The organism is Flavobacterium glycogeni, from assembly GCF_048286775.1.
GTDB lineage: Bacteria > Bacteroidota > Bacteroidia > Flavobacteriales > Flavobacteriaceae > Flavobacterium.
On record NZ_JBLVPV010000004.1, the window covers coordinates 95,489 to 121,553 of the forward strand.

Annotated in this window: 20 protein-coding genes; 9 read left to right on the plus strand and 11 right to left on the minus strand. The window is 34.5% G+C overall.

From position 1 onward, the window contains the following. Positions 1-10: 10 nt before the first annotated feature. Positions 11-913, plus strand: coding sequence for an N-acetylmuramoyl-L-alanine amidase (locus ACNQGX_RS04625; RefSeq protein WP_417974450.1), 903 nt, complete (start codon positions 11-13; stop codon positions 911-913). A gap of 188 nt (positions 914-1,101) precedes the next feature. On the opposite strand, the gene ACNQGX_RS04630 is transcribed toward ACNQGX_RS04625, so the two are convergent. Continuing rightward, the gene (locus tag ACNQGX_RS04630; protein WP_417974452.1) at positions 1,102-2,151 is read right to left on the minus strand and encodes an outer membrane beta-barrel protein; all 1,050 of its coding nucleotides are present in this window, start codon (positions 2,149-2,151) and stop codon (positions 1,102-1,104) included. Between the two features lie 641 nt (positions 2,152-2,792). Here ACNQGX_RS04630 and ACNQGX_RS04635 point away from each other — a divergent pair. Beyond that, on the plus strand, positions 2,793-3,068 hold the full coding sequence (locus tag ACNQGX_RS04635) for a hypothetical protein (RefSeq protein ID WP_417974454.1): 276 nt from the start codon (positions 2,793-2,795) through the stop codon (positions 3,066-3,068). Between the two features lie 75 nt (positions 3,069-3,143). Next, complete coding sequence (locus tag ACNQGX_RS04640; RefSeq protein WP_417974457.1) at positions 3,144-3,623, plus strand: hypothetical protein; 480 nt, start codon at positions 3,144-3,146, stop codon at positions 3,621-3,623. Positions 3,624-3,763: 140 nt separating this feature from the next. Here the strand turns inward: ACNQGX_RS04640 and ACNQGX_RS04645 are convergent, their stop codons facing one another. From ACNQGX_RS04645 to ACNQGX_RS04660, 4 genes are all read right to left on the minus strand, one after another. Beyond that, on the minus strand, positions 3,764-5,116 hold the full coding sequence (locus tag ACNQGX_RS04645; protein ID WP_417974460.1) for an NAD-dependent succinate-semialdehyde dehydrogenase: 1,353 nt from the start codon (positions 5,114-5,116) through the stop codon (positions 3,764-3,766). A 414-nt stretch (positions 5,117-5,530) separates the two neighbouring features. Further along, positions 5,531-7,642, minus strand: coding sequence for a response regulator (locus ACNQGX_RS04650; RefSeq protein WP_417974462.1), 2,112 nt, complete (start codon positions 7,640-7,642; stop codon positions 5,531-5,533). 352 nt (positions 7,643-7,994) lie between these two features. Then, complete coding sequence (locus ACNQGX_RS04655; protein WP_417974464.1) at positions 7,995-8,951, minus strand: aldo/keto reductase; 957 nt, start codon at positions 8,949-8,951, stop codon at positions 7,995-7,997. Positions 8,952-9,106: 155 nt separating this feature from the next. Continuing rightward, a complete protein-coding gene (locus ACNQGX_RS04660) occupies positions 9,107-9,514 on the minus strand; it encodes a DUF1573 domain-containing protein (protein WP_417974466.1) in 408 nt (135 codons plus the stop codon). 171 nt (positions 9,515-9,685) lie between these two features. Between ACNQGX_RS04660 and ACNQGX_RS04665 the strand changes: the two genes are divergently transcribed. Beyond that, positions 9,686-10,948 carry a sensor histidine kinase gene (locus ACNQGX_RS04665; RefSeq protein ID WP_417974468.1) on the plus strand — a complete coding sequence of 421 codons (1,263 nt, stop codon included), beginning with the start codon at positions 9,686-9,688 and terminating at the stop codon, positions 10,946-10,948. Then, on the plus strand, positions 10,945-11,634 hold the full coding sequence (locus ACNQGX_RS04670) for a response regulator transcription factor (RefSeq protein WP_417974470.1): 690 nt from the start codon (positions 10,945-10,947) through the stop codon (positions 11,632-11,634). Before ACNQGX_RS04665 ends, ACNQGX_RS04670 begins: the two co-directional genes overlap by 4 nt. A 63-nt stretch (positions 11,635-11,697) precedes the next feature. On the opposite strand, the gene ACNQGX_RS04675 is transcribed toward ACNQGX_RS04670, so the two are convergent. The 4 genes from ACNQGX_RS04675 to ACNQGX_RS04690 all read right to left on the minus strand — a co-directional run bounded on the left by ACNQGX_RS04675 (position 11,698) and on the right by ACNQGX_RS04690 (position 17,707). Further along, the gene (locus ACNQGX_RS04675) at positions 11,698-13,239 is read right to left on the minus strand and encodes an acyl-CoA carboxylase subunit beta (protein ID WP_417974473.1); all 1,542 of its coding nucleotides are present in this window, start codon (positions 13,237-13,239) and stop codon (positions 11,698-11,700) included. Between the two features lie 118 nt (positions 13,240-13,357). Next, positions 13,358-14,797, minus strand: coding sequence for an acetyl-CoA carboxylase biotin carboxylase subunit (gene accC, locus ACNQGX_RS04680; RefSeq protein ID WP_417974475.1), 1,440 nt, complete (start codon positions 14,795-14,797; stop codon positions 13,358-13,360). A gap of 102 nt (positions 14,798-14,899) precedes the next feature. Further along, on the minus strand, positions 14,900-15,385 hold the full coding sequence (locus tag ACNQGX_RS04685; protein ID WP_131916271.1) for an acyl-CoA carboxylase biotin carboxyl carrier protein subunit: 486 nt from the start codon (positions 15,383-15,385) through the stop codon (positions 14,900-14,902). Positions 15,386-15,484: 99 nt separating this feature from the next. Continuing rightward, on the minus strand, positions 15,485-17,707 hold the full coding sequence (locus ACNQGX_RS04690; protein ID WP_417974477.1) for a B12-binding domain-containing radical SAM protein: 2,223 nt from the start codon (positions 17,705-17,707) through the stop codon (positions 15,485-15,487). A gap of 180 nt (positions 17,708-17,887) precedes the next feature. Between ACNQGX_RS04690 and ACNQGX_RS04695 the strand changes: the two genes are divergently transcribed. The 4 genes from ACNQGX_RS04695 to ACNQGX_RS04710 all read left to right on the plus strand — a co-directional run bounded on the left by ACNQGX_RS04695 (position 17,888) and on the right by ACNQGX_RS04710 (position 25,078). Further along, positions 17,888-21,535: a T9SS type B sorting domain-containing protein gene (locus ACNQGX_RS04695; RefSeq protein WP_417974479.1), complete on the plus strand. Its 3,648-nt coding sequence runs from the start codon at positions 17,888-17,890 to the stop codon at positions 21,533-21,535. An 86-nt stretch (positions 21,536-21,621) separates the two neighbouring features. Continuing rightward, positions 21,622-23,229, plus strand: coding sequence for a bacillithiol biosynthesis cysteine-adding enzyme BshC (gene bshC, locus ACNQGX_RS04700; RefSeq protein WP_417974481.1), 1,608 nt, complete (start codon positions 21,622-21,624; stop codon positions 23,227-23,229). 44 nt (positions 23,230-23,273) lie between these two features. Then, a complete protein-coding gene (locus ACNQGX_RS04705; protein WP_417974483.1) occupies positions 23,274-24,545 on the plus strand; it encodes an acyltransferase family protein in 1,272 nt (423 codons plus the stop codon). Positions 24,546-24,658: 113 nt separating this feature from the next. Continuing rightward, positions 24,659-25,078 carry a nucleoside-diphosphate kinase gene (locus ACNQGX_RS04710; RefSeq protein ID WP_039109514.1) on the plus strand — a complete coding sequence of 140 codons (420 nt, stop codon included), beginning with the start codon at positions 24,659-24,661 and terminating at the stop codon, positions 25,076-25,078. Between the two features lie 136 nt (positions 25,079-25,214). Here ACNQGX_RS04710 and ACNQGX_RS04715 read toward each other — a convergent pair whose 3' ends face one another. Continuing rightward, entirely contained in the window at positions 25,215-25,511 is a 297-nt protein-coding gene (locus ACNQGX_RS04715) for a DciA family protein (protein ID WP_417974485.1), read from the minus strand. Next, positions 25,492-25,932: a lipocalin family protein gene (locus ACNQGX_RS04720; protein ID WP_417974487.1), complete on the minus strand. Its 441-nt coding sequence runs from the start codon at positions 25,930-25,932 to the stop codon at positions 25,492-25,494. The genes ACNQGX_RS04715 and ACNQGX_RS04720 overlap by 20 nt, the downstream gene beginning before the upstream one ends. Between the last annotated feature and the right edge of the window lie 133 nt (positions 25,933-26,065).

A 26,065-nucleotide genomic window follows, 5' to 3' on the forward strand; every position in this document is an offset into this window, starting at 1 on the left:
GTAAACCTACATGAAAAAAAATTTTTACTGCCTTATTTTAGTCATTATCGCTGCTTCTTGCTCAACAAATCCTTATAAAAAGAGTGAAAAAATTTATGACAGCAAGCTCAAAACATTAAAAGAAACCATTTCTAATAAAGAGTCACAACCATTACCTGTTATTCCTCATGTAGAACTAAACATTGACACATTATACACGAAACAGTTGCACACCTATAAAGATACTATTTTCAAAATGGGATCCACGCCTTTGCAAAACGGTGTTAATACAGAATGGATAGGAACCGTAAATTTTAATCTAAGAAAGCCAAATTTTATTATCATTCATCATACCGCACAGGATTCCTTACAACAAACACTAAAAACGTTCACAAAAATAGAATCCCAAGTGAGTTCCCATTATTTAATTTCGGATGATGGTAAAGTGGTCCAAATGTTGAATGATTACTTAAGAGCTTGGCACGCAGGCACTGGTACTTGGGGAAAAAATACGGATATTAATTCCACATCAATAGGTATTGAATTGGACAACAATGGTTCAGAAGTTTTTTCTGAATTACAAATCAATAGCTTACTTGCGCTTTTAACGAAGCTAAAAAAAGACTATAATATTCCTGCTCAAAACATTATTGGCCATGCAGATATTGCACCAACCAGAAAAAAAGATCCCAGCCAATTGTTTCCTTGGAAAATATTAGCGGACAAAGGTTTTGGTATTTGGTCTGATGAATTTTTAGAAACTGCTCCAACTGATTTTAATGCAGAACAAGGATTGCGAATTATAGGATATGACACTAAAAATCTACCCGCTGCAATAACTGCTTTTAAGTTGCATTATATTCAAACAGAAGTCAATGCTCTTTTAGATGAAAAAACAATAAATACCATTTATTCTATTTATAAAAAACAATAAGTAGTTTATACAAATACATATAGAAAACGGTTTTTTGAATCTTTCAAAGAACCGTTTTTGTTTAAATACTTTTCAAACCCTTCTATAATTTACCCCAAAATACACTTTTGTAGTACTACTAAAATCTAAGCAAAAAAAGCTGCCAAAATACTCGAAAGCATCTTGGCAGCAAAAAAAAAATATAGGAATTAGAACGAATAAGTTGTAGCAAGTAATGCATATGCTGTTAAGCCTTTTGGAGCTGCATCACTATTTGTGAAGATATCTTCTGATGCCGTATCAACACGAAATTCAGGAATAATAGTCAAGTTTCCTACCTTATAATTTAGTGACAAAGTATTACCAACAACACTGGTTCCAGCAAGCGAACCAAGCCCAACAGTGGCCTCTTTAGCATCTAAATACTCAAGTCTATACGCTAAAATTAATGTTTCTTTCAATGCGAAATTTGCGTATCCAACTAAAGCAAACCACTCACCATCCAATGAACTGTCAAAGTCATTGTTAGTCATTGCATACGTACCGTTGAATCCTAAAGAGAATGTATCACTCACTTTTTTCGAACCCACAAAATCAAACTGCGTTTTATTCTCATCAGAAGCGGGGTTACTACTTCCAGAGGTAACATTGAAATAGGCATTTCCAGTATCCCCAACATAACCTAATTGTCCTATGAAAGTTTTTTGGCTTGAACCCGCTTCAATTGTCGTCTTGAAATCTGTTGGATTTGAAACTCCAGCCATGAAACTGAACTTTCCTGAAGTATATTGTGCTTTTACTCCAGTATTAAAAAACGGACCGTATGTAAATGCATAAGACATACTGTAGTTTTTATTATCTACTGCATCCAATAATTCATACCCTATATGAGTTCCAAAACTGCCCGCAATAACTTTAAACTTATCTGAAAACTCGTAAGTAAAATTCAATTGTTTAATCATAAAAGTCGATTTCTCATCATTATAAGTAAATTGAGCCGCTCTGTTTCCAAATCCTAAATCAACAAAAACAGATGCTTTCCCCATTTTGTGAGATGCTTCTATAGAAGCCATCCCTAATTCGAATGAGTTATGAGAATTTGTAAAACTGGTCAAACTGTTGTCTACACCAGAAAAATCATATTTATAATAGGCATCTGCAGATCCTGCAAAAGTAGTTGAAGGGGCAACTGGAGCGTCTTGCGCGAAAGTCAAACTTGTTGTTAGCATTAATGCTATAATAGCTAGGTTTTTTTTCATCTTTAATTGGTTTTAATTAGTAATCTAGTTTGGTTATTATTTTGGTCTTAGTTTATACATTTTAAAAAATTCTATTACTTCTAATCCAGAAAACCACATTTATATGCGTTTTTTTTATTGTCAAATTTTCTTGTTTCTGAAGCGAATTTATTAACTTTTATTTCACTTGAATTACTATTTATAACTTTTTTACCTCGTTTTCAGAAGAATTATCAATAACGAAAAATCGTTAAAAAATAATAGACATTCCGTATTTTAAAGCACCAATTTTAAAAATTCAATAATACACTTTAAAACCAAACCCCCTAAATATTCAATACAAATTCAAAAAATAAATAACAAAAAGTAATTTTTTAAACAATTTTACAATACAATTAAAACACACCCCCTTTAAATTTATATGTATTTTTAAACTAAAATATTTTTCAAAAACATAAAAACATTTCAAAAAAACTTTCCTATCGAGCGTTTTTAACTTTTGAAACACAATTTACATGACATTACAGAAGCTACTGGATTAACAATTACAGAAACCCAATTGCACTATCAGTACTGCTTATTTTATAAAAATTTTAATTGCCTATACATTCCTTTTTTAGTACATTTAAAATATGTTTCGTTTAGCACTTAAAATCTCCGTTTTGCTTCTATTCCTCACTTTTTCCTTTATCTGGGTAAGTGATACACTTTCAATACTTATTCATGAGAAGCAATATGATTTTTATGAACTAACTGGAAATAATACCGAAGAAAACAATACAGAGAGTAAGCTGAAACTACTTTTTATAGATGCAATTGAAATTTTTAATTGTTTCGAATATTATTCTTTTAATAAAAACAGCATTAATTCTTTTGATTTATTTGTTGTCAAAGAGTTTGTTTTAAAAAATCTGACTCCGCCGCCAGAAGTCGTTTAATCCACATTTCTTTACTAAAAAAAGCACCAACATATTTCCCAAATCAAGAATGGGTCATCCTTATTATCTAAACACATGAAAAATTTATTTACAGCATTCACTATTTTATTTACAGCGTCATTAATTGCGCAAACCCATCAAATGATTAAACATGATGGTGGCACAATGGATATAAACTTTATTAAAACAGAAAATAATTTAGTGCATTATACACTACCCAAAAGCGCTGAAGAAAAGACAATTAGTCAATATGCCGTGGCTCAATTGAATGAAAAATCAAACAGTGATTCTCAAATCATATCTGAAAAAATTCAACTAAATGGAAAATCGGATTATAAAAAAGTGGTTGTGTTAAAAAAACATCAAACTATAGGATTGAAAGAATCCGGTATAATAACTAGTTTTTATGGAGGTACGAAAGGAGAATCTCCTTTATCATTTTCAGATAATGGCGAAAAACGATTAAAACAAAATGCCGCGCTTAAAGGATCTCCATTTATTGTGATTCTTTCCAATAAGCCAAAAGATTTAAAAGCGGTTATCTATACCTATTAGTGTAACGAAAATCTAGCTCTCAATTGAAAGCATGACTCTTTTATAAATAGGGAATAGATTGAACAAAAAAATCGAGGACAGGTTTGTTTAAACACAATCCCTGTTCTCGATTCTTTACTTATAATAAGTATCAAATGCTATTATTCGATAATCAATGCTTTCATATTCATAAATTCCTTGATTCCTATTGTTCCCAATTCTCTTCCATAACCTGATTTTTTTATTCCTCCAAAAGGAACTCTGGAATCAGACCGCACTAATGAATTCACAAACACATTTCCCGCTTCAATTCTCCTTGCCAGTCTATACGCATTATCGCGATCTTCAGTCCAAATAGCTGCAGCCAAACCATATCTATGATTATTGGCAATCATTATAGCATCATTTTCATCTTTAGCTCTACAAATGGTTGCCAATGGACCAAAAGTTTCTTCCTGAAACGCGATATTATTTGAATCTACAAAATCAATTAGTGTTGGTTGAAAATTACAATTTTCCCGCTCCCCGCCTAGTATTAATTCCGCGCCTTGTTGCAATGATTTTTCCAATTGATTCGCTAATTTCTCCGCTAAATCCAACCGAGCCAGAGGTCCCATATTAATTCCTTCCTGTAATGGATTCCCTTGTAGCAAAGATTTTATTTTTTGGGTAAAAAGCGCAGCAAATTCATCCGCTACTTTCTCAGTGACAATAAATCGTTTGGCACAAATGCAAGCCTGACCGGCATTTAACATTCTGGATTGTGTTGCAACCGTTGCTGCTTTTTCAAGATTTGCGTCATTCAAAACTATAAAAGCATCTGAACCACCCAATTCCATGACTGATTTTTTGATGTGCTTTCCTGCCAATGCAGCTACAGATGAACCCGCCATTTCGCTTCCGGTCAAAGTAATTCCATGCACTACATCCGAAGCAATCACACTTTCGACTTGAGGAATATCAATAGTAATTTGTTGAAAAACACCTTCAGGGAAACCGGCTTCCAAAAACGCATTTTCAATAGCTTTTGCACAACCGATAACGTTTGGCGCATGTTTTAAAAGAGTTACATTGCCCGCCATAATTGCCGGAGCTGCATAACGCAACACTTGCCAAAAAGGATAATTCCAAGGCATTATTGCAAAAACAGCTCCCATTGGATCATAAACGGACATGCTTTTGAAAGGAGTATCATAATATTCCTCTTTCAGTATTTTTTCGGCATTCTCGGCATAAAAATCACAGTTTCCAGCTGATTTTTCCACTTCAGAAACACTTTCAGATAGCACCTTACCCATCTCATTGGTTATCAACAAACCCAGCTCCTCTTTCTTTTCTCTAAGAATATTGGCTAACTTTTTCATCAGATCCGCTCTTTGCCCAAATGTGGTTTGTTTCCAATTTTTGAATGCACGCTCTGACAATTGCAGTTTTTGATTCAATTGCGCATTTGTCAATACTTCGTGTTCGGCTATAATTACTTGGGTAAACGGATTTATCGATTTAAAAACCATGTGTTTGTAATTTAAATTCTTTGAAATATAAGTTTTGGAAAATTAATCAGCCGTTTGAAATTATTTCCAATATCGATTAACGATTCACTTGTCCTCACTAATGTTTTAAATCTAGTAAAATTATACCATTTAGTCTTTGAAATTACTGTATTATTTTTTTATCAATTGCCGCTGGTTTTAACCAGCGGCAATTCATCTGAGTCGTTTGATTCTAATTTTTAGCAATAAACGGGTTACAGTAATTTCTAACCAAAAATGGCATTACATCTATTAATCTGATGAAAAGTTTAAAAATTATTCTGAAGAATACTAAAAAACGGAGACAAGTCTGTTTCTAAAAATTTTGAGAAACTTTAGAAATAAGTAAAGACAGCACAATCAAAAGTATTCCTTCAAGCTTAAGTGTTCTGAATTTTATTTATTGATTTCCATAAAAACAGCATCCAGCAGTTCTAACACTTTTTCCTTATCCAGTGGTTTTGTAATACAGTCCATAAAACCGGATTGCATCATTTTCTCTTTATCTTCAAATGAGGAATAGGCCGTTTGGGCTATTACAGGAAGCTCAGGTCTAATTACTTTTATTTTTTCGAAGGCTTGATAACCATCTAAAATAGGCATTTTTATATCCATGAATACCAAACTAATGTTTGGGTTTTCAGTACAAATGGTTACTGCTTCTTGTCCGTTTTTAGCTCTTAGGACAATATGATTTTTTGATTCTATAATTTTTTTCAGCAGCAAGAAATTAATTGCATCATCTTCTGCTACTAAAATCATTTTATTTTCATGATTTTGGGAAAAAGATTTTATTTTTTTGGGTTTTATAGCTTTTACCGTTTGATCCCATTTTAATGGTATTGTAAATGAAAAAACAGAACCCAATCCAATTGTTGACTTTACCTTTATTTCACCACCTAACAATTCAACATACGCTTTTGTAATTGATAACCCCAGACCTAATCCTGATAATTCGATAGATCCATCGCCTTCAATTCTTCTAAATCTATCAAAAATTACTTTTAAATAATTTTCGCTGATTCCCATGCCTGAGTCTTCAATCTTAAATTCTAAAACTTCTTTTTCTTTGTTTATTGAATATCCAAAAGCAACAAAACCTCTATCCGTAAATTTTACTGCATTAGTAATTAAATTAACAATAATCTGTTTCAGTTTCGTTTCATCAGTAAGAATATTTTCCTGGATTTTATCTGGATTTTCAAGTATATAAAATTGAATTTCTTTGTCTTTAGGAATGGTAATTTTAATGGAATCATACAATTCTGTGATGCATTTTTCTAAATCAAATCCTTTATAATTAGGCACAATTTGCTTCGCATCAATTTTAGACATTTCAATAAGATCTTCGATAATTGACACTAAACTGCTCCCGCTATTTTTTATAATTTTTAAATACTCTAATCTCTTGTCTTCCTCCAAATTTGTATCAGAAAGTAAATCACTAAATCCCATTATGGCATTCATGGGCGTTCTGATTTCATGCGACAAATTAGCCAAAAAAGAGGATTTTAGCGTATCGCTTTCTTCTGCTTTTTGCTTGGAAATTTCTAATTGCTTCCTTTGATTGCTATTTTCTTCAAAAAGGTTTCCAATGTATCCAAACTCTCCTTGGGATCTTTTTAAACTATTAATGGAACTCATATTACCCGTTTCAAGAATACTTTTAATTAACTTTAACGGATTATAAACCCATCTTTTCGTGTAATAAACGTAAACAAAAATGTTAATTAAAGAAACCAGAACAACAATAAAAAGAATCTCTTTTGTATTCGTGTAATTTAAATTGAAAGGTCTTTTAAAAAGTAATTTGGCTACAGCTTCATTTTTCCAATCTTTTAAATCTAAGCCTACAATGACAAAATCATCTTCATTTGCAATTACATAATCACTTGAAACTAAATTAATCTTTGAGCTGCTTATATTTCCCAAAGCATTAAAAAAGGGTTCGTCTAAAAGTCTGGCCATAAAAAAATAACCGGAAGGTTTCGTTTTAATCTTTTTAGGATCATTTGAAGGATGAATTGTTGCCCCAAAAACCTCGACAACACCCTCTGGAATTTTAATGTAAAATCTTTTCAGTTTAGATGTATAAAGCACTGACATCATCTCTTTTGAAATAAAATCAAGACTTTTAATCTTAGATGAAGCTGTTTTATTTATTATTTTTTGATCTAAACCATAAATACCAATGTAATCCGATTCATACGATTCAAATACACTTAAAATATATTTATCATACCACTTTTTATCTTTTGTTTTTGTAAAATGGACCAACTCGTCCCAATAGGTAACATCAATAATAGTGGCTGTAGCCGTTTTGGAATTGAGCCTAAAAAGAGACTTTACTTCTTTGTCGTATTGATTGTATGTAGTTTTGTAAAAATGATGTTCTTCTTGAACGGTATAAAGGTAGAGTGAGATGTAAATTAGAAAAAAGAAAATACTTGTCGAAAGTATCAACAACAGTAGTTTAGAATACGTATTTAAATGAATTAATCTCTTCATGGAATAAAGTCAAATCTAAAAAGTAAAACTAAAATACATTACACATTTTTGTAAGATATATCACTTTTTTTCTTTAGCGCAAGTTAACCTTTTTTTATTATAAAAAGAATCTCCAATCAATTAAAACTGACGGAGATTACTTTAATAAAGGTTTATTTATCAACGGTATACTTTCGTAAAAGCTCCCTAACCTTGCTCTTTGATCCATTTAAATCCCTACTTTTCCATTTTCTTTCAGACTTTGCCTATTTTTTCAAAATGGAACATCTTTATTCTTTATCAGAAACGGACTAAGTAATCTAATTTATCTTTTTTGCATACATCCAATCAATAGATCATTTCTATACTGTAATTATCCCAGAATCTTCTCAATCTCCAACAATTCGGCTGCAGAAAAATCCAGATTTTGCAAACTGTCAATATTATTATTTAACTGACCAACTGAACTCGCACCAATCAAAACAGAAGTAATTCGGTTGTCTTTTAACAACCAAGCCAATGCCATTTGAGCCAAAGACTGGCTTCGTCCTTTCGCTATTTCATTCAACGCTACAATCTTTTCAACTTTTGCCTCAGAAACTTCTTCTGATTGCAAATGCCCGTTTGGATTAGAAGCTCTGGAATTTTCAGGTATCCCCTTCAGGTATTTATCCGTTAAAAGTCCTTGTGCCAAAGGCGAAAAAGCAATACAACCTACTCCTTTTTCTTCCAGAACATCTAATAATCCCGCTTCTGGTTGCCGAACAAACATCGAATATTTCACTTGATGAATCAAGCAAGGTGTTCCCAATCGTTTCAAAATCTCGGTAGCTTCTCTGGTTTGTTCTGCATTATAGTTGGAAATCCCCGCATATAACGCTTTTCCGCTTCGCACGGCATAGTCCAAGGCCATCATGGTTTCCTCCAAAGGCGTTTCCGGATCAAAACGATGTGAATAAAAAATATCTACATACTCCAGATTCATACGCTTCAAACTCTGGTCTAAACTTGATAACAAATATTTTCGGGAACCCCAGTCGCCATAAGGACCGTTCCACATGGTGTAACCGGCTTTGGTTGTAATTACGATTTCATCACGCAGATTTCCCTGAAAATTATTTTTCAGTATTTTACCAAAATTAGTCTCTGCCGAACCCGGAACCGGACCATAATTATTAGCCAAATCAAAATGGGTAATTCCTTTATCAAAAGCGGCTATGACAATGTTCTCCCCATTTTCAAAATTATCCACCGAACCGAAGTTATGCCATAATCCTAAAGATATTTGTGGCAGTAATAAACCGCTTTTCCCACATCTGTTGTATTTCATTTTTTAAATTTAAAAAAGGAAAGATAAACATTTTATTTAAAAATGATTGATCTAAAAAAATCAAATTACAAGCAAAAAAACTCAGATTAGGCATAAAAAAACTCGATTTATCTAAGACGAATCGAGTTTTTAACATTTTAAACAACCTTCAAAACCTAAATAACAATTCCTTTAAGGGTCAATACTTTTGGAGTTCCCTCGGCATTTGTTGTAACTGTAACCGTTTTTGTAAAAGCACCTTTATTGGCCGCATTGTACGTAGCAGTAACTTTTCCAGATTTCCCAGGAAGAATTGGTGTTTTGGTATAATCGGTTGCTGTACAACCGCATGACCCTTGTACGTTAGTGATTATTACCGTTGTTTTTCCTGTGTTTTTAAATTCATAATTAATGGCTTTTGGTGTGTTATGAGGAATTTGCCCTACATCTATACTCTCACTTTTCCATAAAATGGACGAAGCAACAGACGAAACTTTTGACACCAAAGCATTTGCTGGAGCGATGGCTGAAAATGACATTAATCCTAGAGTTAATGCCAACATTGAAATTTTGATGATTTTCATAATTTGATTTTTATAATAGTTATACAATAGATTATTTCATTTGAACATACCAAAAGTAGATTAGAAAATCTTTGGCTCCTGTTAAGCAGTTTCAAATGTTTGTTAACGACTTGTTAATGGCAATTTTTGAATGTAATTTTGATTAATATTACACTTTAAAATCTATTTTACTTGCAACTAAACAAACTCAACAGTATCATCGTTCTCGGGATCATTGCCATCATTGGCATACTGGTAGCGCAACTGCTTTGGACTAAAGAAGCTTTTACTATTGAGGAAAAAAAGTTCAGCCAAAAAACACATATCGCCTTACTTGAGGTTGCCAAAAAATTATACCAAGGTACCAACCATGATTTACCCACAGAAAATCCGGTAAAAAAAATATCAAATGATTATTATGTAGTGAATATCGATAATGATTTTGAGCCTGACATTTTAGAGTTTTATCTAAAATCCGAGTTCAAAAAAATGAATCTCGCGACCGATTTTGAATATGCCATGTACAATTGCCAAAGCGATGAAATGGTATATGGAAACTATATTTCTTTGTCGGACAAATCAAAAGGAAAACAGTCTATTTATTTCCCAAAACATAGGGATTTAGTATATTATTTTGCCATTCGTTTCCCCAATGAAACCACTTATTTGTTCAGTTCATTGCGGTTTTGGTTTGTACTTTCGTTGGTGTTAATTCTTATTTTACTGATTTATGTCTATTCTATTTTTACGCTTTTACAGCAAAAAAAATACTCCGAATTACAACGGGATTTCATTAATAATATGACGCATGAATTCAAGACACCGTTATCATCCATTTTGATTGCTTCTAATTATTTAATCAAGCAAGAACCCATCAAAAAGGATAAAAAACTCTACACCTACGCCGAAATTATTATCAATCAAAGCAATAAACTAAACCAGCATATCGAGAAAATTTTGACAATAGCCAAATCCGATTATTCTCCTTTGGAGTTGAATACAGAAAACATTGCGATAATTCCGATAATTGAAAATGCCATCGAAAACATCAAACTAAAATATCCTGAAATTACAACAACAATCAAATCAGATTCACCTGATTATACAATAATTGCAGACTCCTTTCATTTCAATAATTTAGTTTACAATCTCCTTGACAATGCCGCAAAATATTGCGATGCGAAACCCGAAATTGTTATCCGATTATCGAAAGAAAATCACGTGTTAAAACTCGAATTTATTGATAACGGAATCGGAATTTCAAACAAAAACCTCTCTTTCATATTCGACAAGTTTTACCGAATTCCAAGTAAAAAAAGCAATGAAGTCAATGGGTTTGGATTGGGTTTGTATTATGTAAAAAAGATTTGCAATTTGCATCATTGGAAAATTAACGCTACCAATAATATCGAAAAAGGCATTACCCTAACCATTTTAATTCCTAATAAACAATGAGTACTTCCAGAATTCTTTATGCCGAAGACGATGCGACATTAGCATTCCTTACCAAAGATAATTTGGAGCAAAACCACTATGAAGTGACACATTGTTGCGATGGAAAAATAGGTATGGAAAACTTCAAAAAAGGCGATTTTGATATTTGCATTCTGGATATTATGATGCCCAAAATGGACGGATTCGAATTGGCTACTGAAATTAGAAAGGTCAATATTGATATTCCTATTATATTCCTTTCGGCAAAAACCTTGAAGGAAGATCGAATTAAAGGATTGCGTTTGGGAGCCGATGATTATCTCGTAAAGCCTTTCAGTATTGAAGAATTAATCCTAAAAATAGAGATTTTTCTGAAACGTTCCCATAAAAATAATACTGCTGAGAAATCGATTTATGAAATCGGTAAATACCAATTTGATACCAAAAATTTTATTCTATACAACGAAAACGAAAAGATACCCCTCACGCAACGCGAATCCGAACTCTTGAAATTATTTCTAGACAATAAAAATGTAGTTCTAAAACGAGAACAAATCCTTACTTCACTTTGGGGCGATGACGATTATTTTATGGGACGTAGTCTGGATGTTTTTATTTCCCGATTGCGTAAAATACTTGCCAACGAAAAAGGAGTTGCAATAGAAAATTTACACGGGATTGGGTTTCGGTTCGTATTAGAAAAATAATTTAGAAAGCATAAAACAAAAAAACCACCTTCATCAGGTGGTTTCTTCAATTCTATCCAACAATTACAAAGGAATATTCCCGTGTTTTCTATTAGGAGTAACACTCACTTTATTTTCGAGCATACTAAAGGCTTTTATCAATTTGCGTCGGGTGTCTTGCGGTAAGATTACCTCATCTACAAAACCACGTTGCGCTGCTGTATATGGGTTCGCAAACAAATCGGCATATTCCGCTTCTTTTTCCAAAAGTTTTGCTTCATGGTCTTCGGCTTCGTTAATTTCTTTCTTGAAGATAATTTCAGAAGCGCCTTTGGCTCCCATCACTGCAATTTCGGCAGTTGGCCAGGCAAAATTCATGTCGGCACCAATGTGTTTGGAGTTCATTACATCATACGCACCGCCATAGGCTTTACGGGTGATTACGGTTACTCTTGGCACGGTTGCTTCGCTAAGGGCGTACAACAATTTCGCACCATGAACAATAATCCCGTTCCACTCTTGGTCGGTTCCCGGTAAAAATCCCGGTACATCCACCAAAACCAATAACGGAATATTAAAACAATCGCAAAAACGGGTAAATCGAGCTGCTTTTTTCGAACTGTTCACATCGAGACAACCGGCTAAAATCATCGGTTGGTTGGCTATAATCCCAATACTTTTTCCTCCCAATCGGGCAAAACCAACAAGGATATTTTCGGCATAATTTTTATGAATTTCAAAAAACGAATCTTCATCAATAATACCACCAATCACCTCGTGCATATCGTACGGTTTGTTGGGATTATCCGGAATAATAGTCGCTAATTTGGTACGTACCTCATCATTGAGTTCGTAAGGTAAATTGTGTGCTTTTTCTTTGTTGCTTTGTGGCAAATAACTCAACAAGCGTTTCAAATCCTCCAGACATTCCACATCATTAGTCGAGGTGCAATGCGCCACACCAGATTTAGTGGAATGCGTACTCGCACCACCCAATTCCTCCGAAGTCACGGTTTCGTTGGTCACGGTTTTTACCACATTTGGCCCTGTTACGAACATATAACTGGTATCTTCAACCATCATCGTAAAATCAGTCATCGCAGGAGAATACACGGCTCCACCAGCGCAAGGTCCCATAATAGCTGAGATTTGCGGAATCACACCGCTGGCTTGTACATTTCTATAAAAAATATCGGCATAACCTCCCAAAGAACGAACACCTTCCTGAATACGTGCTCCACCAGAATCATTCAATCCAATCATAGGTGCTCCCATTTTGACTGCCATATCCATAACTTTACAGATTTTCTCGGCATGGGTTTCGGATAATGAACCACCAAAAACCGTGAAATCCTGTGCAAAAATATAGACCAATCGTCCGTTTATGGTTCCATATCCCGTAATGACACCATCACCGTAATACAGTTCTTTTTCCATTCCAAAATCAGACGTTCGGTGGGTCACCAACATCCCGATTTCTTCAAAAGAACCTTCGTCCATCAAATACTCGACGCGTTCTCTCGCCGTTAGTTTTTTATTCGAATGTTGTTTTGCAATTCTGTTTTTGCCACCACCCAAATGCGCTTCGGCAATTTTATCGTTTAATGTATTTATTTTGTCTTTCATACTGTTCTTTTTTAACCGCCAATTCGCTAATTTTATTTAAAACCATTAAGAAATTAAGTTTTATTTAGAAAAGCAGTGCTTAATTTTTCTTAATTTCTTAATGGTTAAAACAACAATTTTAATTTAGTAAGCGTACTATTTTTTGATCTTCAAAATATTGTTTCAAAGCCACCAAAGCAGCTATTTCGGCTTCTTGTGCCATTTGTTTTTTCAACACATCAGCATTGTAATAGTTCTTTACGAAATGTGTGTCAAATTTTCCGGAACGAAACGCCTCATGTTCAAAAACAAATTTCCCGAAAGGCAGTGTCGTCTGCACACCCTCCACATGATAGTCTTCAATGGCCTTTATCATAATTTGAATCGCTTCTTCACGGGTTTCTCCATAAGTAATCAATTTGGCCAACATAGGATCGTAATAAATCGGAATATCCATCCCTTGTTCAAAACCATTATCCACACGAATTCCTTCGCCAACAGGCAATTGATAGACATCCAAATAACCAACACTCGGCAAGAAATCATTCATCGGATCTTCCGCATACACACGCAATTCCATCGCATGTCCTTTTATTTTCAAATCTTCTTGTTTGATTGCCAATGCTTCTCCTCTGGCCACTCTAATTTGCAGTTCTACCAAATCGGTTCCAGTAATCCATTCCGTAACGGGATGTTCCACCTGCAAACGGGTATTCATTTCTAGGAAGTAGAAATTATTGTTTTCGTCCAATAAAAATTCGACGGTTCCAGCTCCTAAATAATCACAAGATTTAGCCACCAAAACGGCTGCTTCACCCATTTTTTTACGCAATTCCGGAGTTAAAACCGAAGAAGGCGCTTCTTCAATTACTTTTTGGTGACGACGCTGGATGCTACATTCTCTTTCGAATAAATACAACACATTACCATGACTGTCCGCCATCACCTGAATTTCGATATGCCTTGGCGAGCCCACATATTTTTCGATAAAAACAGAACCGTCTCCAAAAGCAGCAATTGCTTCACTGATGGCACGATCCATTTGAGATTCGAAATCAGCTTCACTTTCTACCACACGCATTCCTTTTCCACCACCTCCGGCAGATGCTTTAATCAGTATCGGAAAGCCAATTTCTTTGGCAACCACTTTTGCTTTTTCGACATCCGTAATGGCTTTGTCAAAACCGGGAACCATTGGAATATTGTATTGCTTAACGGCATCTTTAGCCGCCAGTTTACTTCCCATGATTTTTATCGCTTTCGACTTTGGACCAATAAAAATGATGTTGTTTTTCTCCGCTTCTTCAGCAAAATCAGCATTTTCACTCAAAAATCCATAACCCGGATGAATGGCATCTACGTTTAAAGATTTCGCAACCTCTATAATTTTGCTCCCTAATAAATACGATTGACTCGAAGGTGCTTCTCCAATCCAAACGGCCTCATCGGCAAATTTTACATGCGGTGCATTTCTGTCGGCAGTTGAATAAACTGCTACGGTTTTAATGCCCATTTTTTGTGCGGTTTTCATCACCCTGATGGCGATTTCCCCTCTATTGGCAACTAATAATTTTTTCATTTTTTATTTTTTAACCGCAGATTCGCTGATTTTTAATCCTCTTACAATCACTTGCGTTGAATAATTCAACATTCTATTTTTAACTAGCGAATTAGTGGTGTTTTATTCGAATTCAATTAACAACTGTCCTTTATCTACGGCATCTCCCATCAGTACCGATATGGTTTTGATAACGCCATCTCGCGGGGAAAGAAAACTGTTTTCCATTTTCATGGCACCCAAAATAATCAGGTTGTCATTCTCTTTTACTGTTTGTCCAACCACAACACTGATTTCGAGAATCAATCCGGGCATAGGTGCTTTGATAAAATTGACTTGTTTGGTAAGTCCCGTTTCGAATCCCATTTCCTTAATCAAAATATCCAAAGGATTTGAAATGGCAACGGTATACGTGTTGTTGTTTACCTTGACGGTATAGTTTTTTTGAAGAAAATCAGAAGTGATGATTTCCGCTTGATAAGGAGTGTTTTCGTGTAAAATATGGAACTTATTCGTTTCCACACGCACTGCATCCAGTTGTGAAACACTTTCCTTTTCCAAATCAAAATGAAAAGTGTCGTTTACATTAACTTTATAACCAATACTCATTTGTTTCTATTTTAGAATCGTAAAAATAAGTAAAAGAAAACGTTTTCGTAAACCAAAAATTAAGTTTTATGCTAAATAGATATAGTTAGGCGGAAAAACTTATAAGACTAATAATCCAAACTCTCTGAGAGTTTTAATAGGCTTTGAGTACCAAAACAATTCAAAGTCTTCCAGATGTGATTCAAAATCAGCTTTAACTTCTTGGTAATTATAAATTTTAGCATTCGAAACGGAGATTTTTTGTAGCATTTCTACCAGCCATTCTCCTTCATTTTTATTCGTTTGAATACTGAAACTTTCCTTTTTATCATGAAAAGTCAAAGTCATCATTTCCCAAGAATTCCCTTTTTTGGATTTGGTAAAATGTTCTGTAAATGGCTTCCCGCCTAACCAAACAATTTTGGCTGTGGGTTTACTATTGAAATCCTCTTCTTCCTGTAAGGCATCAAAAATAAAATCAGGTGAAATTTTAGTCTTTGGAATTTTAAACTCAAACCAATCCTGCAACTCGTAATCAAAACAGATTCCGTGCATGAAGTTGAACAAGGATTTTTTCAATCCAAAACTGAATTTATCATGGTCAATTCCTGTTGAATCGGTATAATTAATATCGTTATTGGCAAAAGTTCCAATGGCTTCCGTTTCTTTCAAAACACCAAATTTCTCCGGATACATTCCCACAGGACTGTGCGCTGTCATGGCAAACTGATGCCAAAATCCCGATTGCAATATGCCCACTTCAAATAATTGACGTACCATTTCGAGACTGTCTACCGTTTCCTGAACGGTTTGCGTAGGATATCCGTACATTAAATACGCATGAACCATGACACCTGCTTCGGTGAAGTTTCGGGTGACTTTCGCCACTTGCTCGACTGTTACGCCTTTATCAATCAGTTTTAATAATCTATCGGAAGCTACTTCCAATCCACCGGAAACGGCGATACAACCGGAAGCTTTTAAAAGCAGACACAAATCTTTGGTAAAGCTTTTTTCGAATCGAATGTTCGTCCACCAAGTCACTGCTAATTTTCTGCGAAGAATTTCGAGTGCCAAAGCGCGCATCAAAGCCGGAGGTGCCGCTTCGTCAACAAAATGAAATCCGTTCTCACCTGTTTGTGCAATCATTTCTTCCATTCGATCACACAATAAATTAGCGGCAACCGGTTCGTAGATTTTTATATAATCCAAAGAAATATCGCAAAACGTACATTTTCCCCAATAGCAACCATGCGCCATGGTAAGTTTATTCCAGCGCCCATCGCTCCACATTCGGTGCATGGGATTCACAATTTCGATAACCGAAATGTATTTATCCAAAAGCAAATCCGAATAATCAGGCGTTCCTACTTGCGATTGCTTGTAATCGTGTTTTAGGGAATTATTTTTATAAACTACTTTTCCGTTTTCAAGTAGAAATGTTCTTTTAAATTGCCCCTCGTCCCTCGACTGCGCTCGGGATGACACGCTCGGGGTGACAGCATCCACAAGCAATTCGATTGGCATTTCGCCATCGTCCAACGTAATAAAATCGAAAAACTCAAAAACGCGTGCATCCGAAAGCGAACGCAATTCAGTATTAGGGAAACCGCCACCCATAGAAATCTTGATGTTTGGATGATTCTTCTTCACCCATTGTGCGGAACGAAAAGCCGAATATAAATTCCCTGGAAACGGAACTGAAATCAAGAATAATGTAGGTTGAATGGTTTCTATTCTCTCTTTTAAAATAGAAAGAAGAACGGTATCAATATAAGTTGGTTCCTGTTGCAAGGCTTCATACAATTCGTCAAAAGAATTCGCACTTCGTCCCAAACGTTCTGCATAGCGGCTGAAACCAAAATTAGCATCGACACATTCCACAATAAAATCCGAAATATCTTCGAGATACAAAGTCGCTAAATGCTTGGCTTTGTCATGTGTTCCCATCGTTCCAAAAGCCCAATCGAGTTCTTCTAATTGCGCAAATCGGGACGCTTCCGGCAAGAAATCTTCCTGACAAATTTGAAGCGCCAATGTTGGATTTTTCCCTTGTAAAAAAGCAATTACCGGATTGATAGTTTTTAGATATTCATCTTGTAAAGCGTGAATTCTTTTAGAATTATCCGAAGCTTCTCCAACTTTAAACGTTGAACTTGCAACTTTAAACAATTTCTCTAACCCGACTTTCGAAAACAATTTCAAAATCACTTCGATACCCAAATCCGCCTGAACAGACTCAATATTTTTGGTATTCAGGAACCCTTTGATATAAGCGGTTGCCGGATACGGTGTATTCAGTTGGGTAAAAGGAGGCGTAATTAAGAATAATTTGGTTTTCAAAAGGAATACGTTTTGTGCAAAAATAAGGGATATTTATCGGTTTTTGCGTAAAAATTTGTGCTAGTCATTTACAAGTGAGATAAAAACTATCAAAACTTAAAGACGGTTTTAAATAATACCTTTTCCTGTTTTAATTTGTAAATATTTAGCTATATTTGGGTCCTTTTAAATACTCTTACTGTGAGAAATATCTTTGTCGTTTTATTCTATTTTACTTGTTTTACAATCTTTGCACAAAATACATTACAACCTTTACATGATAAAAAGGTTTCTGGTTTTTCCTCTATCAGAAATATAAAAATCGAAGATCAGAATGGTCGTTTAATAACTGATTCCATAGAGCGCAAGACCTATTTTGAAAAAAAACAACAAAACATTGACTTTGACACCAAAATAAGTAATCGTTTATCATTAGCACAAACTGCTGTTCAGATGTGTTCCAATAGTGGATTTGAAGAATATGAAACTGTAACAGGAGTCAATGTTTTAAAAGACTTCATGTTCACCGAAGGATTTGTTCAAAATCCTATACAATGTAAATCAGTTACAGAAACTGCAAATCAAAATATCAGGCAATACGACCCAAATAATAGTAGTTTGATGGTTTCTACAATACCATCGAATTTTTTGGATGAATACATTGGCAACATAAATGCTTTTGATCAATATTCTTTAAAAGTGAACTATAAATCCTCTAATTACAATATGGGAATGGTTCAGGCAAAGCGTTTTAAAACCAATAACGAAACTACTTTAAAATTTAATTACAAAGCAATTTTACAAAGTATTACAGAAAGTGGTCATAATAATGAGCAACCTTATTTTAAAGCCCGGGTTTTGAATAAAAATGGTGTTGTTGTCAGTGAATTTTGTCTAATTGGTGATCCAACGAATTGTATTTTCACACAAGCACCTAATTTAGAAGGAGGAAGTATCGTATTGTATACCAAAAATTGGCAATCTGGTATTTTAGATATTTCTTCTATTCCTAACAATGAAGAATTTACGGTTGAGTTTATGGCTACAAGATGTGGTTTGATGGGACATTTTGGTTATGCTTACATAGATGATATTTGTTTGTTACATTCTACTGAAAATTCACAAGGAAGTATTGAACTGGATCCATTATATAAAATTTGCCCAAGCATGCCCATTTCTGTTTGTGGAAATTATACTTTACCTAATTCCGGCGGTATTTCTGCTACAGTTACATCAATTACAATGAAAGTTTATGATAACACAAACACAGTAATTTATACAACCTCTACTCCTTTATCATTGGATTTAGTGAACCATAAATTTTGTTTTAATTTGGAAGCTGCCAATTTAATTAATGTAACCACTGGCAATTATAATGTTGGGGTAACTATCAATTACGGCATTACACAAACCAATTGTAATGGAACAAGTTTTGCTTCTGCAACAGATGACGACGCTAATCCAGGTTGGGATATTTCATTTATGAATTGTAGTAGCACTTGTAATTTCACACTTCAAACAGGAAGTTTAGAACTTTGCGACACCAACCACAATGGAAAAGAATTTTTCAACTTGACCAATGCCGATGCACTTATTGCGGGTATTCAACCCGGATTGACCTTTAGTTATTTTACTACTCTTAATGATGCTACCAATGACACAAATGCTATTGCTAATTTTTTAAATTATGAGAGTACGAGTACCACTATTTTTGTGAGGGCTTCTAAAGATGCGACATGTTTTAAAATAATAGCGATTCAACTGGTAGTAAAAAACCCTACTGCTACCATATCAGGTATTTTGAATGTTTGTGGCGGAAGCACTACCCTAACCGCCTCTCCAGGATCCAGTTATTTATGGTCTAATGGAGCCACGACCCAAAGTACTGTAGTTAACGCCATAGGAACTTATACCGTTACCGTTACGGATGCGACGGGTTGTGTTGCGAATGGATCTGTTACAATTATAGCCAATCAAGTTGCTGTACAGCCAACAATTCAGGTTACACAACCTACTTGTTTTGTGAGCACAGGAACAATAGCCATTACATCTCCAGCCTCTGAATATAGTTATGATGGTGGCGCCACTTGGACAACAAATGCTACAATGAGCAATTTGGCTATTAGCAGTTATAGCATAAAAATAAAAACAGCATCAGGTTGTATTTCTTACAATACAAGCATTAATATAATTCCTTATTTATCCTCATTTCCTTCTTATAGCTCAGTTAACCCAACCAGTTGTGGCGGTTTTGGAAGCATTACAATAACTACTTCTGCCGCAGCCTACAGTTTTGACGATGGTGTTACCTGGACATCAAACAATACAGCAACCAACCTGCCTTTAGGAACCTATCTGATTCGTACAAAAGATCAATTTGGCTGTATCTCAAATTTTAATAGCGTGACTTTCTATAGCGAGTTTTTGCCAGCCCCAATATACATTGCCAATCAACCTTATTGCTCTAATTTAGGAAGTATCGCCATTACCAGCTCTGCCGCTGAATACAGTTTCGACGGTGGTACCACTTGGCAAACATCCAATACTTTAAGTAATCTAACTGCTGGAAGTTATATCATAAAAATTAAAAACGCACAAGGATGTACGTCGCCAAATGTATATGTCTATTTGAATAATTTAGAAAATAGCTATCCGCAATATACACTAACTCCAGCAGGTTGTGGCACTTATGCCAGCATCGCTATTACAACACTTGGTGATTTATATAGTTTTGATGGGGGAATCAATTGGACTACTAATCCTTTCATTACTAATTTAATAAGCAACACTTCTTATTCACTTGTTGTAAAAAAAGGTATAAGTTGCAAGTCTCTAACAAATACTGCTTATGTCTATAGTGCCTATTTAACTATTCCTCCTGCCAATGATTATCAAACAACAGAGTGTGATAACTTAAATGATGGCTCGGAAAATATTGATTTAACTATTTACAATGCTAATCTTATTCCCAATTCTACAAATTATCGTTTTACTTATTACAATAGTCTTTTGGGTGCGGAAAACAATACCGTTTCAAGTCAAATCACCAACATCTCCTCTTGTAATTTAAGCAATAGCAACAACACGGTTTACGTTAGAATTACGAACCCCGTCACCTCTTGCTACAAAGTAGCGGAATTGAAATTCAACTTTATTGCCTCTCCTATAATAAATATGCTGGACGCTTATCCTCTTTGCGTAAACAAAAACGTTATTATCGATGCAGGTACGGGCTTCTATACTTATTCATGGTCAACTACTGAAACACACCAAACCATTTCAATCAATCAGCCAGGAAATTATTGGGTTGATGTTACAGAAAATAATAATCCATTAATTTGTACATCAAGAAAAAACTTCAATGTCTTTTTATCAAATCCGGCCACCATTAACAAAATAACAACCCAAGATTGGACCAATGACGAAAACGTGATTACGGTTTATGCTACTGGTTTGGGCAATTATGAATACTCTATAGATGGAATTCACTATCAGGACAGCAATGTTTTCAATGATTTAAATAATGGAAGTTATACTGTATATGTTCACGATAAAAATGAATGTGGAACTGTAAATGAAGAAGTGTATTTATTAATGTATCCAAAATTCTTCACGCCAAACGGGGATGGGTTCAACGATACTTGGAAGATTAAACTCTCCTATTTTGAACCTGGCCTGAAAATTAAAATCATTGATCGTTATGAAAAATTCATCAAAGAGTTACAATATAACGATTCGGGTTGGAACGGCACTTTTAATGGGCAAGAACTTCCATCCGATGATTATTGGTTTGTAGTGACCAGAGCCGATGGAAAAGAACATAGAGGTCATTTTACTTTGAAGCGATAATTACTCTTTTCCTAAACATATCTTAAACCAAAAAAACATAACTTTACTTTTTCTTACTTTAGCGACAAATTTAGAAACTCAAAACTATGCCAACCGACTGTATCAGCTATCAGAATTCAGGATATTTCTCTTCATTAATGAATGATTATTTAGATCAAAAGCCAAATCTACAGTCTTTATACCATCAGTTTCCAATTCTAGAAAACTTTGAAGCACAAATCATTGAAAAGCAAAAAAAATTCAATGACAATAGCAATGGCAATTTCAAAAGACAGATATTAGTTTCCACATTAGAAAAACAATATTCAAATTTGGAAGCTTCAACTTTGACCAAACAAAATATTGCCGCTTTAGCCAACACCAATACATTTACCGTTACCACTGGTCATCAACTGAATTTATTCAGCGGACCATTGTATTTTTTGTACAAAATTATTTCGACTATTAATTTAACCAATGAATTAAAAGCGAAATATCCTGCTTATAGTTTTGTTCCCATTTACTGGATGGCGACCGAAGACCATGATTTTGAAGAAATCAATTATTTTAATTTTAAAGGCAAAAAATTCCGTTGGAACAAAGAAAGCACTGGTCCCGTTGGACGATTGTCTACTGAAGGTTTAGCTGATTTCCTTGAAGTATATGCGCTGGAATTAGGTTCCAGTACGAATGCAAATACACTAAAAAAACTGTTTGAGGATTCCTATCTCAATCACGATAATTTAGCCGATGCCACGAGATTTTTGGCCAATGCCCTTTTTGGAGCGTATGGTTTAGTCATTTTGGACGCGGATAATCCCGATTTAAAACGCAACTTCATTCCTTTTATAAAAGAAGAATTACTGCAACAGTCATCCCATAAATTGGTGCTTGAAACCGCTGATAAATTAAAAGATTATACGGTTCAAGTGAATCCCCGTGAAATCAATTTGTTTTACATCGAAGATGATTTACGAGAACGCATCCTCTTTGAAAACGATACCTACAAAGTAAATCACACTAAAATCAAGTTTTCAGAAATGGAAATTTTATCACTTTTAGAAAACCATCCTGAAAAATTCAGTCCAAACGTGATTATGCGTCCGTTGTATCAAGAAGTGATTCTGCCTAATTTATGCTACATCGGCGGAGGTGGAGAAATCGCGTATTGGTTAGAACTAAAATCTTTTTTTGAATTCGTAAACGTACCTTTTCCAATGCTTTTACTTAGAAACTCAGTCCTTTTAGCAACCGAAAAACAAGCAAAAAAAGCAGACAAATTAGATTTGTCTTGGGCAGCTTTGTTTAGCAAACAAGTCGATTTAATCGATGAGAAAGTAAAAGTATTCTCAGAATTCCCTATTGATTTAACCATCCAAAAAGAACATTTAAAAAATCAATTTCATTATTTACACTCATTAGTTCATCAAACCGACAAATCCTTTACCGGAGCTGTAAAAGCGCAGGAAGCGAAACAAATAAAAGGATTGGAAAATCTGGAAAGAAGGTTATTAAAAGCCCAAAAACGCAAACATACGGAACAATTGCAACGCATTACCGACTTGCAAAATGAATTATTCCCCAACCAAAGTTTACAGGAGCGCCAGGCTAATTTTTCGGAATTTTATTTGGAATACGGAGAAAATTTGATTCCTATCTTAATGAACCATCTTAAACCACTGGAGAATAATTTCAACATAATAACACTTCCTTAAACCAGACAAAAATTAACTGTCAAAACCAAATAAACCAAGAAACAATGACCAAAGAACGCTTAATTTCACTGGATGTATTTAGAGGATTTACCATCATATTGATGACCATTGTAAATAATCCAGGCAGTTGGGCATCAATTTACCCACCTTTAGAACACGCAGAATGGCATGGCTGTACGCCTACAGATTTAGTTTTTCCTTTCTTTATTTTCATTTTAGGAACTGCAATTCCATTTGCAATGCCTAACAAAATTTTTGATGCTGGAGTTTTTAATAAAATAATTGTTCGTTCCTTACGAATATTCTGTTTAGGATTATTCCTGAATTATTTTGGAAAAATAGAACTCTTCGGACTCCAAGGAATTCCACTATTACTCAGTAGATTGGCAATAACTTTTGCAGTAGCTTATGCGCTTATGGGCAACTTCAATTCAAAAACAAAGACCTATTTGGCATTTTCTGTTTTTGGCATTTTACTGATTTTAGCTTTTAGCGGAATCGAAGCCTATCAAGGCGTTAGAATTCCGGGAGTTTTACAACGTATTGGAATTGTTTATTTCTTTGTTTCACTCTTATATTTAAAAACAAATCAAAAAACACAACTTCTGGTCGCTTTATCCATATTATTGCTTTATTGGGGATTAATGTCTCTGATTCCAGTTCCCGGAGTTGGTGCGCCAAACTTTGAAAAGGGAACTAATTTTGCGGCGTGGATTGATAGCGTACTATTAGAAAACCATATGTGGGCACAAACAAAAACCTGGGATCCTGAAGGCGTTTTAAGCACAATACCCGCAATTGCATCAGGAATCATTGGAATGGGTATCGGAAATTTGCTAAACCTTCAAACCGGCAAGCTTGAAATTGCTAAAAAAATGGGAGGAATTGGGCTCATTCTTGTAGTTATTGGATTAATCTGGAGCATCGTATTTCCAATAAATAAATCTATTTGGACTAGCTCTTATGTACTATATACCGCTGGTTTAGCAACATTATGTTTGGCATTGTTATATTATTTAATTGATATTAAAAACCATACAAAATGGACTAAGCTGTTTTTAATTTGGGGAGTAAATCCTATGATTGTATTTTTCTTTTCGGGAATAATTCCAAGAATCTTTTCGATGATCCAATTTCAGAATCCAAAAACACCAACAGAACAAATTAATCTTTTAGATTATCTCTATTCTTTTGGAGTACTCCCATTTTTTAATAATCCAATGACAGCTTCTTTAGCTTTCGCATTGATTTATGTTGGCTTTTGGACAATCCTATTATGGTATTTCTACAAGAACAAATTGATTTTCAAAGTATAAGATTTAAAAACAACATCACTAATATCAAATAATCATCTTTTAATTATTTATTTATTAAAATACATTCATAAAAAAAGTCTATTTTTGCACAAAATTTAAAAAACACAAACAAAATGGCTACAAATAGAACTTTTACAATGATTAAGCCTGATGCTGTTGCTAACGGACACATCGGAAACATACTTGCAATGATTACTACTGCAGGTTTCAAAATTGTTTCTTTGAAATTAACGCAATTAACTGTTGCTGATGCTCAAGCATTTTATGAAGTTCACGCTGCAAGACCTTTCTACGGTGAATTAGTTGAATTCATGTCAAGAGGACCAATTGTTGCCGCTATTTTAGAAAAAGATAATGCTGTTGAAGATTTCAGAACTTTAATTGGTGCTACAAACCCTGCTGAAGCTGCTGAAGGAACTATCCGTAAAGCATACGCAACTTCTATCGGAGAAAATGCAGTTCACGGTTCTGATAGCGATGAAAATGCAGCTATCGAAGGTGCTTTCCATTTTGCTGGAAGAGAGCAGTTTTAATCTAGACTACTTAGATTCTTAAATTCTTAAAAAAACAAAACCCGCTTCAACGAAGCGGGTTTTGTTTTTTTAAGCTATTTTTTGCATGACAACATTCTAAATCTAAAATGTCTAATTATCTAAGAATCTAAGAAGTCTATCGTAAAACTACGTCCTTCACTACATCACGTCTCAATTCCTCGTTAATCATAGCCACAATTTTAGATTTACCGTGGCTTAATTCCTCGCGCAAAACTGCCGAAGTTAACTCTACATATAAAGTGCTCCCTTTCAAAACCACATTTTTAGTGTAACTATTCACTCCATTTCCCATAAGATTTTTCCACGCATCTTTAACGTCAATTTGATCCATTCCGGGTTGGAGTTTATTCACTTGGATAATTTGTTTCAAAACATCTCCTATCGTACTTTGATTATTTAGTCGTTTTGCCATCGCCCAGTAAATTTATTGGTGTTGCTTTCTTGTAATGATATTCTATTTTTTCCTTGTTCAACAGCACTAATTCTTCCTCCGATAAAGCAATTAACTCCTCACTCCATTTCATGTAAGGTGTCGAATAATCCAAAAATACTTTGTCATCGGCAAATCGCACCGTTACGTTTTCATAAACATCATTCACCAAAAAAGTCCCGTCCAATTGTGGCATCACTTTCTTCCGAATCCCTTTATTATTATCTATTTTAAAAAAATCATAACTTTCATTCATGCCATAATCCTTGTCTTTCCCGGCATCAAAAACAACTTTTTCAATTTCCCAATATCCGTTTATTTTAGAAATATCTGCAGGCTTAATCTTTTGCTGACATCCCACAAAAAGGAATGCTATAAAAAGAATGCTAAATGTGTTTTTCATATAATTATTATTTTCAGGAGCTGTTTCCTGCTGTCCGCTATATCTTTTTCTTGAAATTCATCCTTCGTCAGAATTCAAGAAAAAGGATGCCGCTTCCATCAGGGCTAGGAAATTCGGGTTAAATCATGTTTAT

What these genes read in the sequence shown, in the direction of transcription:
- ACNQGX_RS04625 (WP_417974450.1), top strand. Translation starts at nt 11, where the DNA reads ATGAAAAAAAATTTTTACTGCCTTATTTTAGTCATTATCGCTGCTTCT.
- ACNQGX_RS04655 (WP_417974464.1), bottom strand. Translation starts at nt 8,951, where the DNA reads ATGAAATACAACAGATGTGGGAAAAGCGGTTTATTACTGCCACAAATA.
- ACNQGX_RS04705 (WP_417974483.1), top strand. Translation starts at nt 23,274, where the DNA reads ATGACCAAAGAACGCTTAATTTCACTGGATGTATTTAGAGGATTTACC.
- ACNQGX_RS04685 (WP_131916271.1), bottom strand. Translation starts at nt 15,385, where the DNA reads ATGAGTATTGGTTATAAAGTTAATGTAAACGACACTTTTCATTTTGAT.
- ACNQGX_RS04645 (WP_417974460.1), bottom strand. Translation starts at nt 5,116, where the DNA reads ATGGTTTTTAAATCGATAAATCCGTTTACCCAAGTAATTATAGCCGAA.
- ACNQGX_RS04715 (WP_417974485.1), bottom strand. Translation starts at nt 25,511, where the DNA reads ATGGCAAAACGACTAAATAATCAAAGTACGATAGGAGATGTTTTGAAA.
- ACNQGX_RS04640 (WP_417974457.1), top strand. Translation starts at nt 3,144, where the DNA reads ATGAAAAATTTATTTACAGCATTCACTATTTTATTTACAGCGTCATTA.
- ACNQGX_RS04675 (WP_417974473.1), bottom strand. Translation starts at nt 13,239, where the DNA reads ATGAAAGACAAAATAAATACATTAAACGATAAAATTGCCGAAGCGCAT.
- bshC (WP_417974481.1), top strand. Translation starts at nt 21,622, where the DNA reads ATGCCAACCGACTGTATCAGCTATCAGAATTCAGGATATTTCTCTTCA.
- ACNQGX_RS04720 (WP_417974487.1), bottom strand. Translation starts at nt 25,932, where the DNA reads ATGAAAAACACATTTAGCATTCTTTTTATAGCATTCCTTTTTGTGGGA.
- ACNQGX_RS04710 (WP_039109514.1), top strand. Translation starts at nt 24,659, where the DNA reads ATGGCTACAAATAGAACTTTTACAATGATTAAGCCTGATGCTGTTGCT.
- accC (WP_417974475.1), bottom strand. Translation starts at nt 14,797, where the DNA reads ATGAAAAAATTATTAGTTGCCAATAGAGGGGAAATCGCCATCAGGGTG.
- ACNQGX_RS04630 (WP_417974452.1), bottom strand. Translation starts at nt 2,151, where the DNA reads ATGAAAAAAAACCTAGCTATTATAGCATTAATGCTAACAACAAGTTTG.
- ACNQGX_RS04670 (WP_417974470.1), top strand. Translation starts at nt 10,945, where the DNA reads ATGAGTACTTCCAGAATTCTTTATGCCGAAGACGATGCGACATTAGCA.
- ACNQGX_RS04650 (WP_417974462.1), bottom strand. Translation starts at nt 7,642, where the DNA reads ATGAAGAGATTAATTCATTTAAATACGTATTCTAAACTACTGTTGTTG.
- ACNQGX_RS04660 (WP_417974466.1), bottom strand. Translation starts at nt 9,514, where the DNA reads ATGAAAATCATCAAAATTTCAATGTTGGCATTAACTCTAGGATTAATG.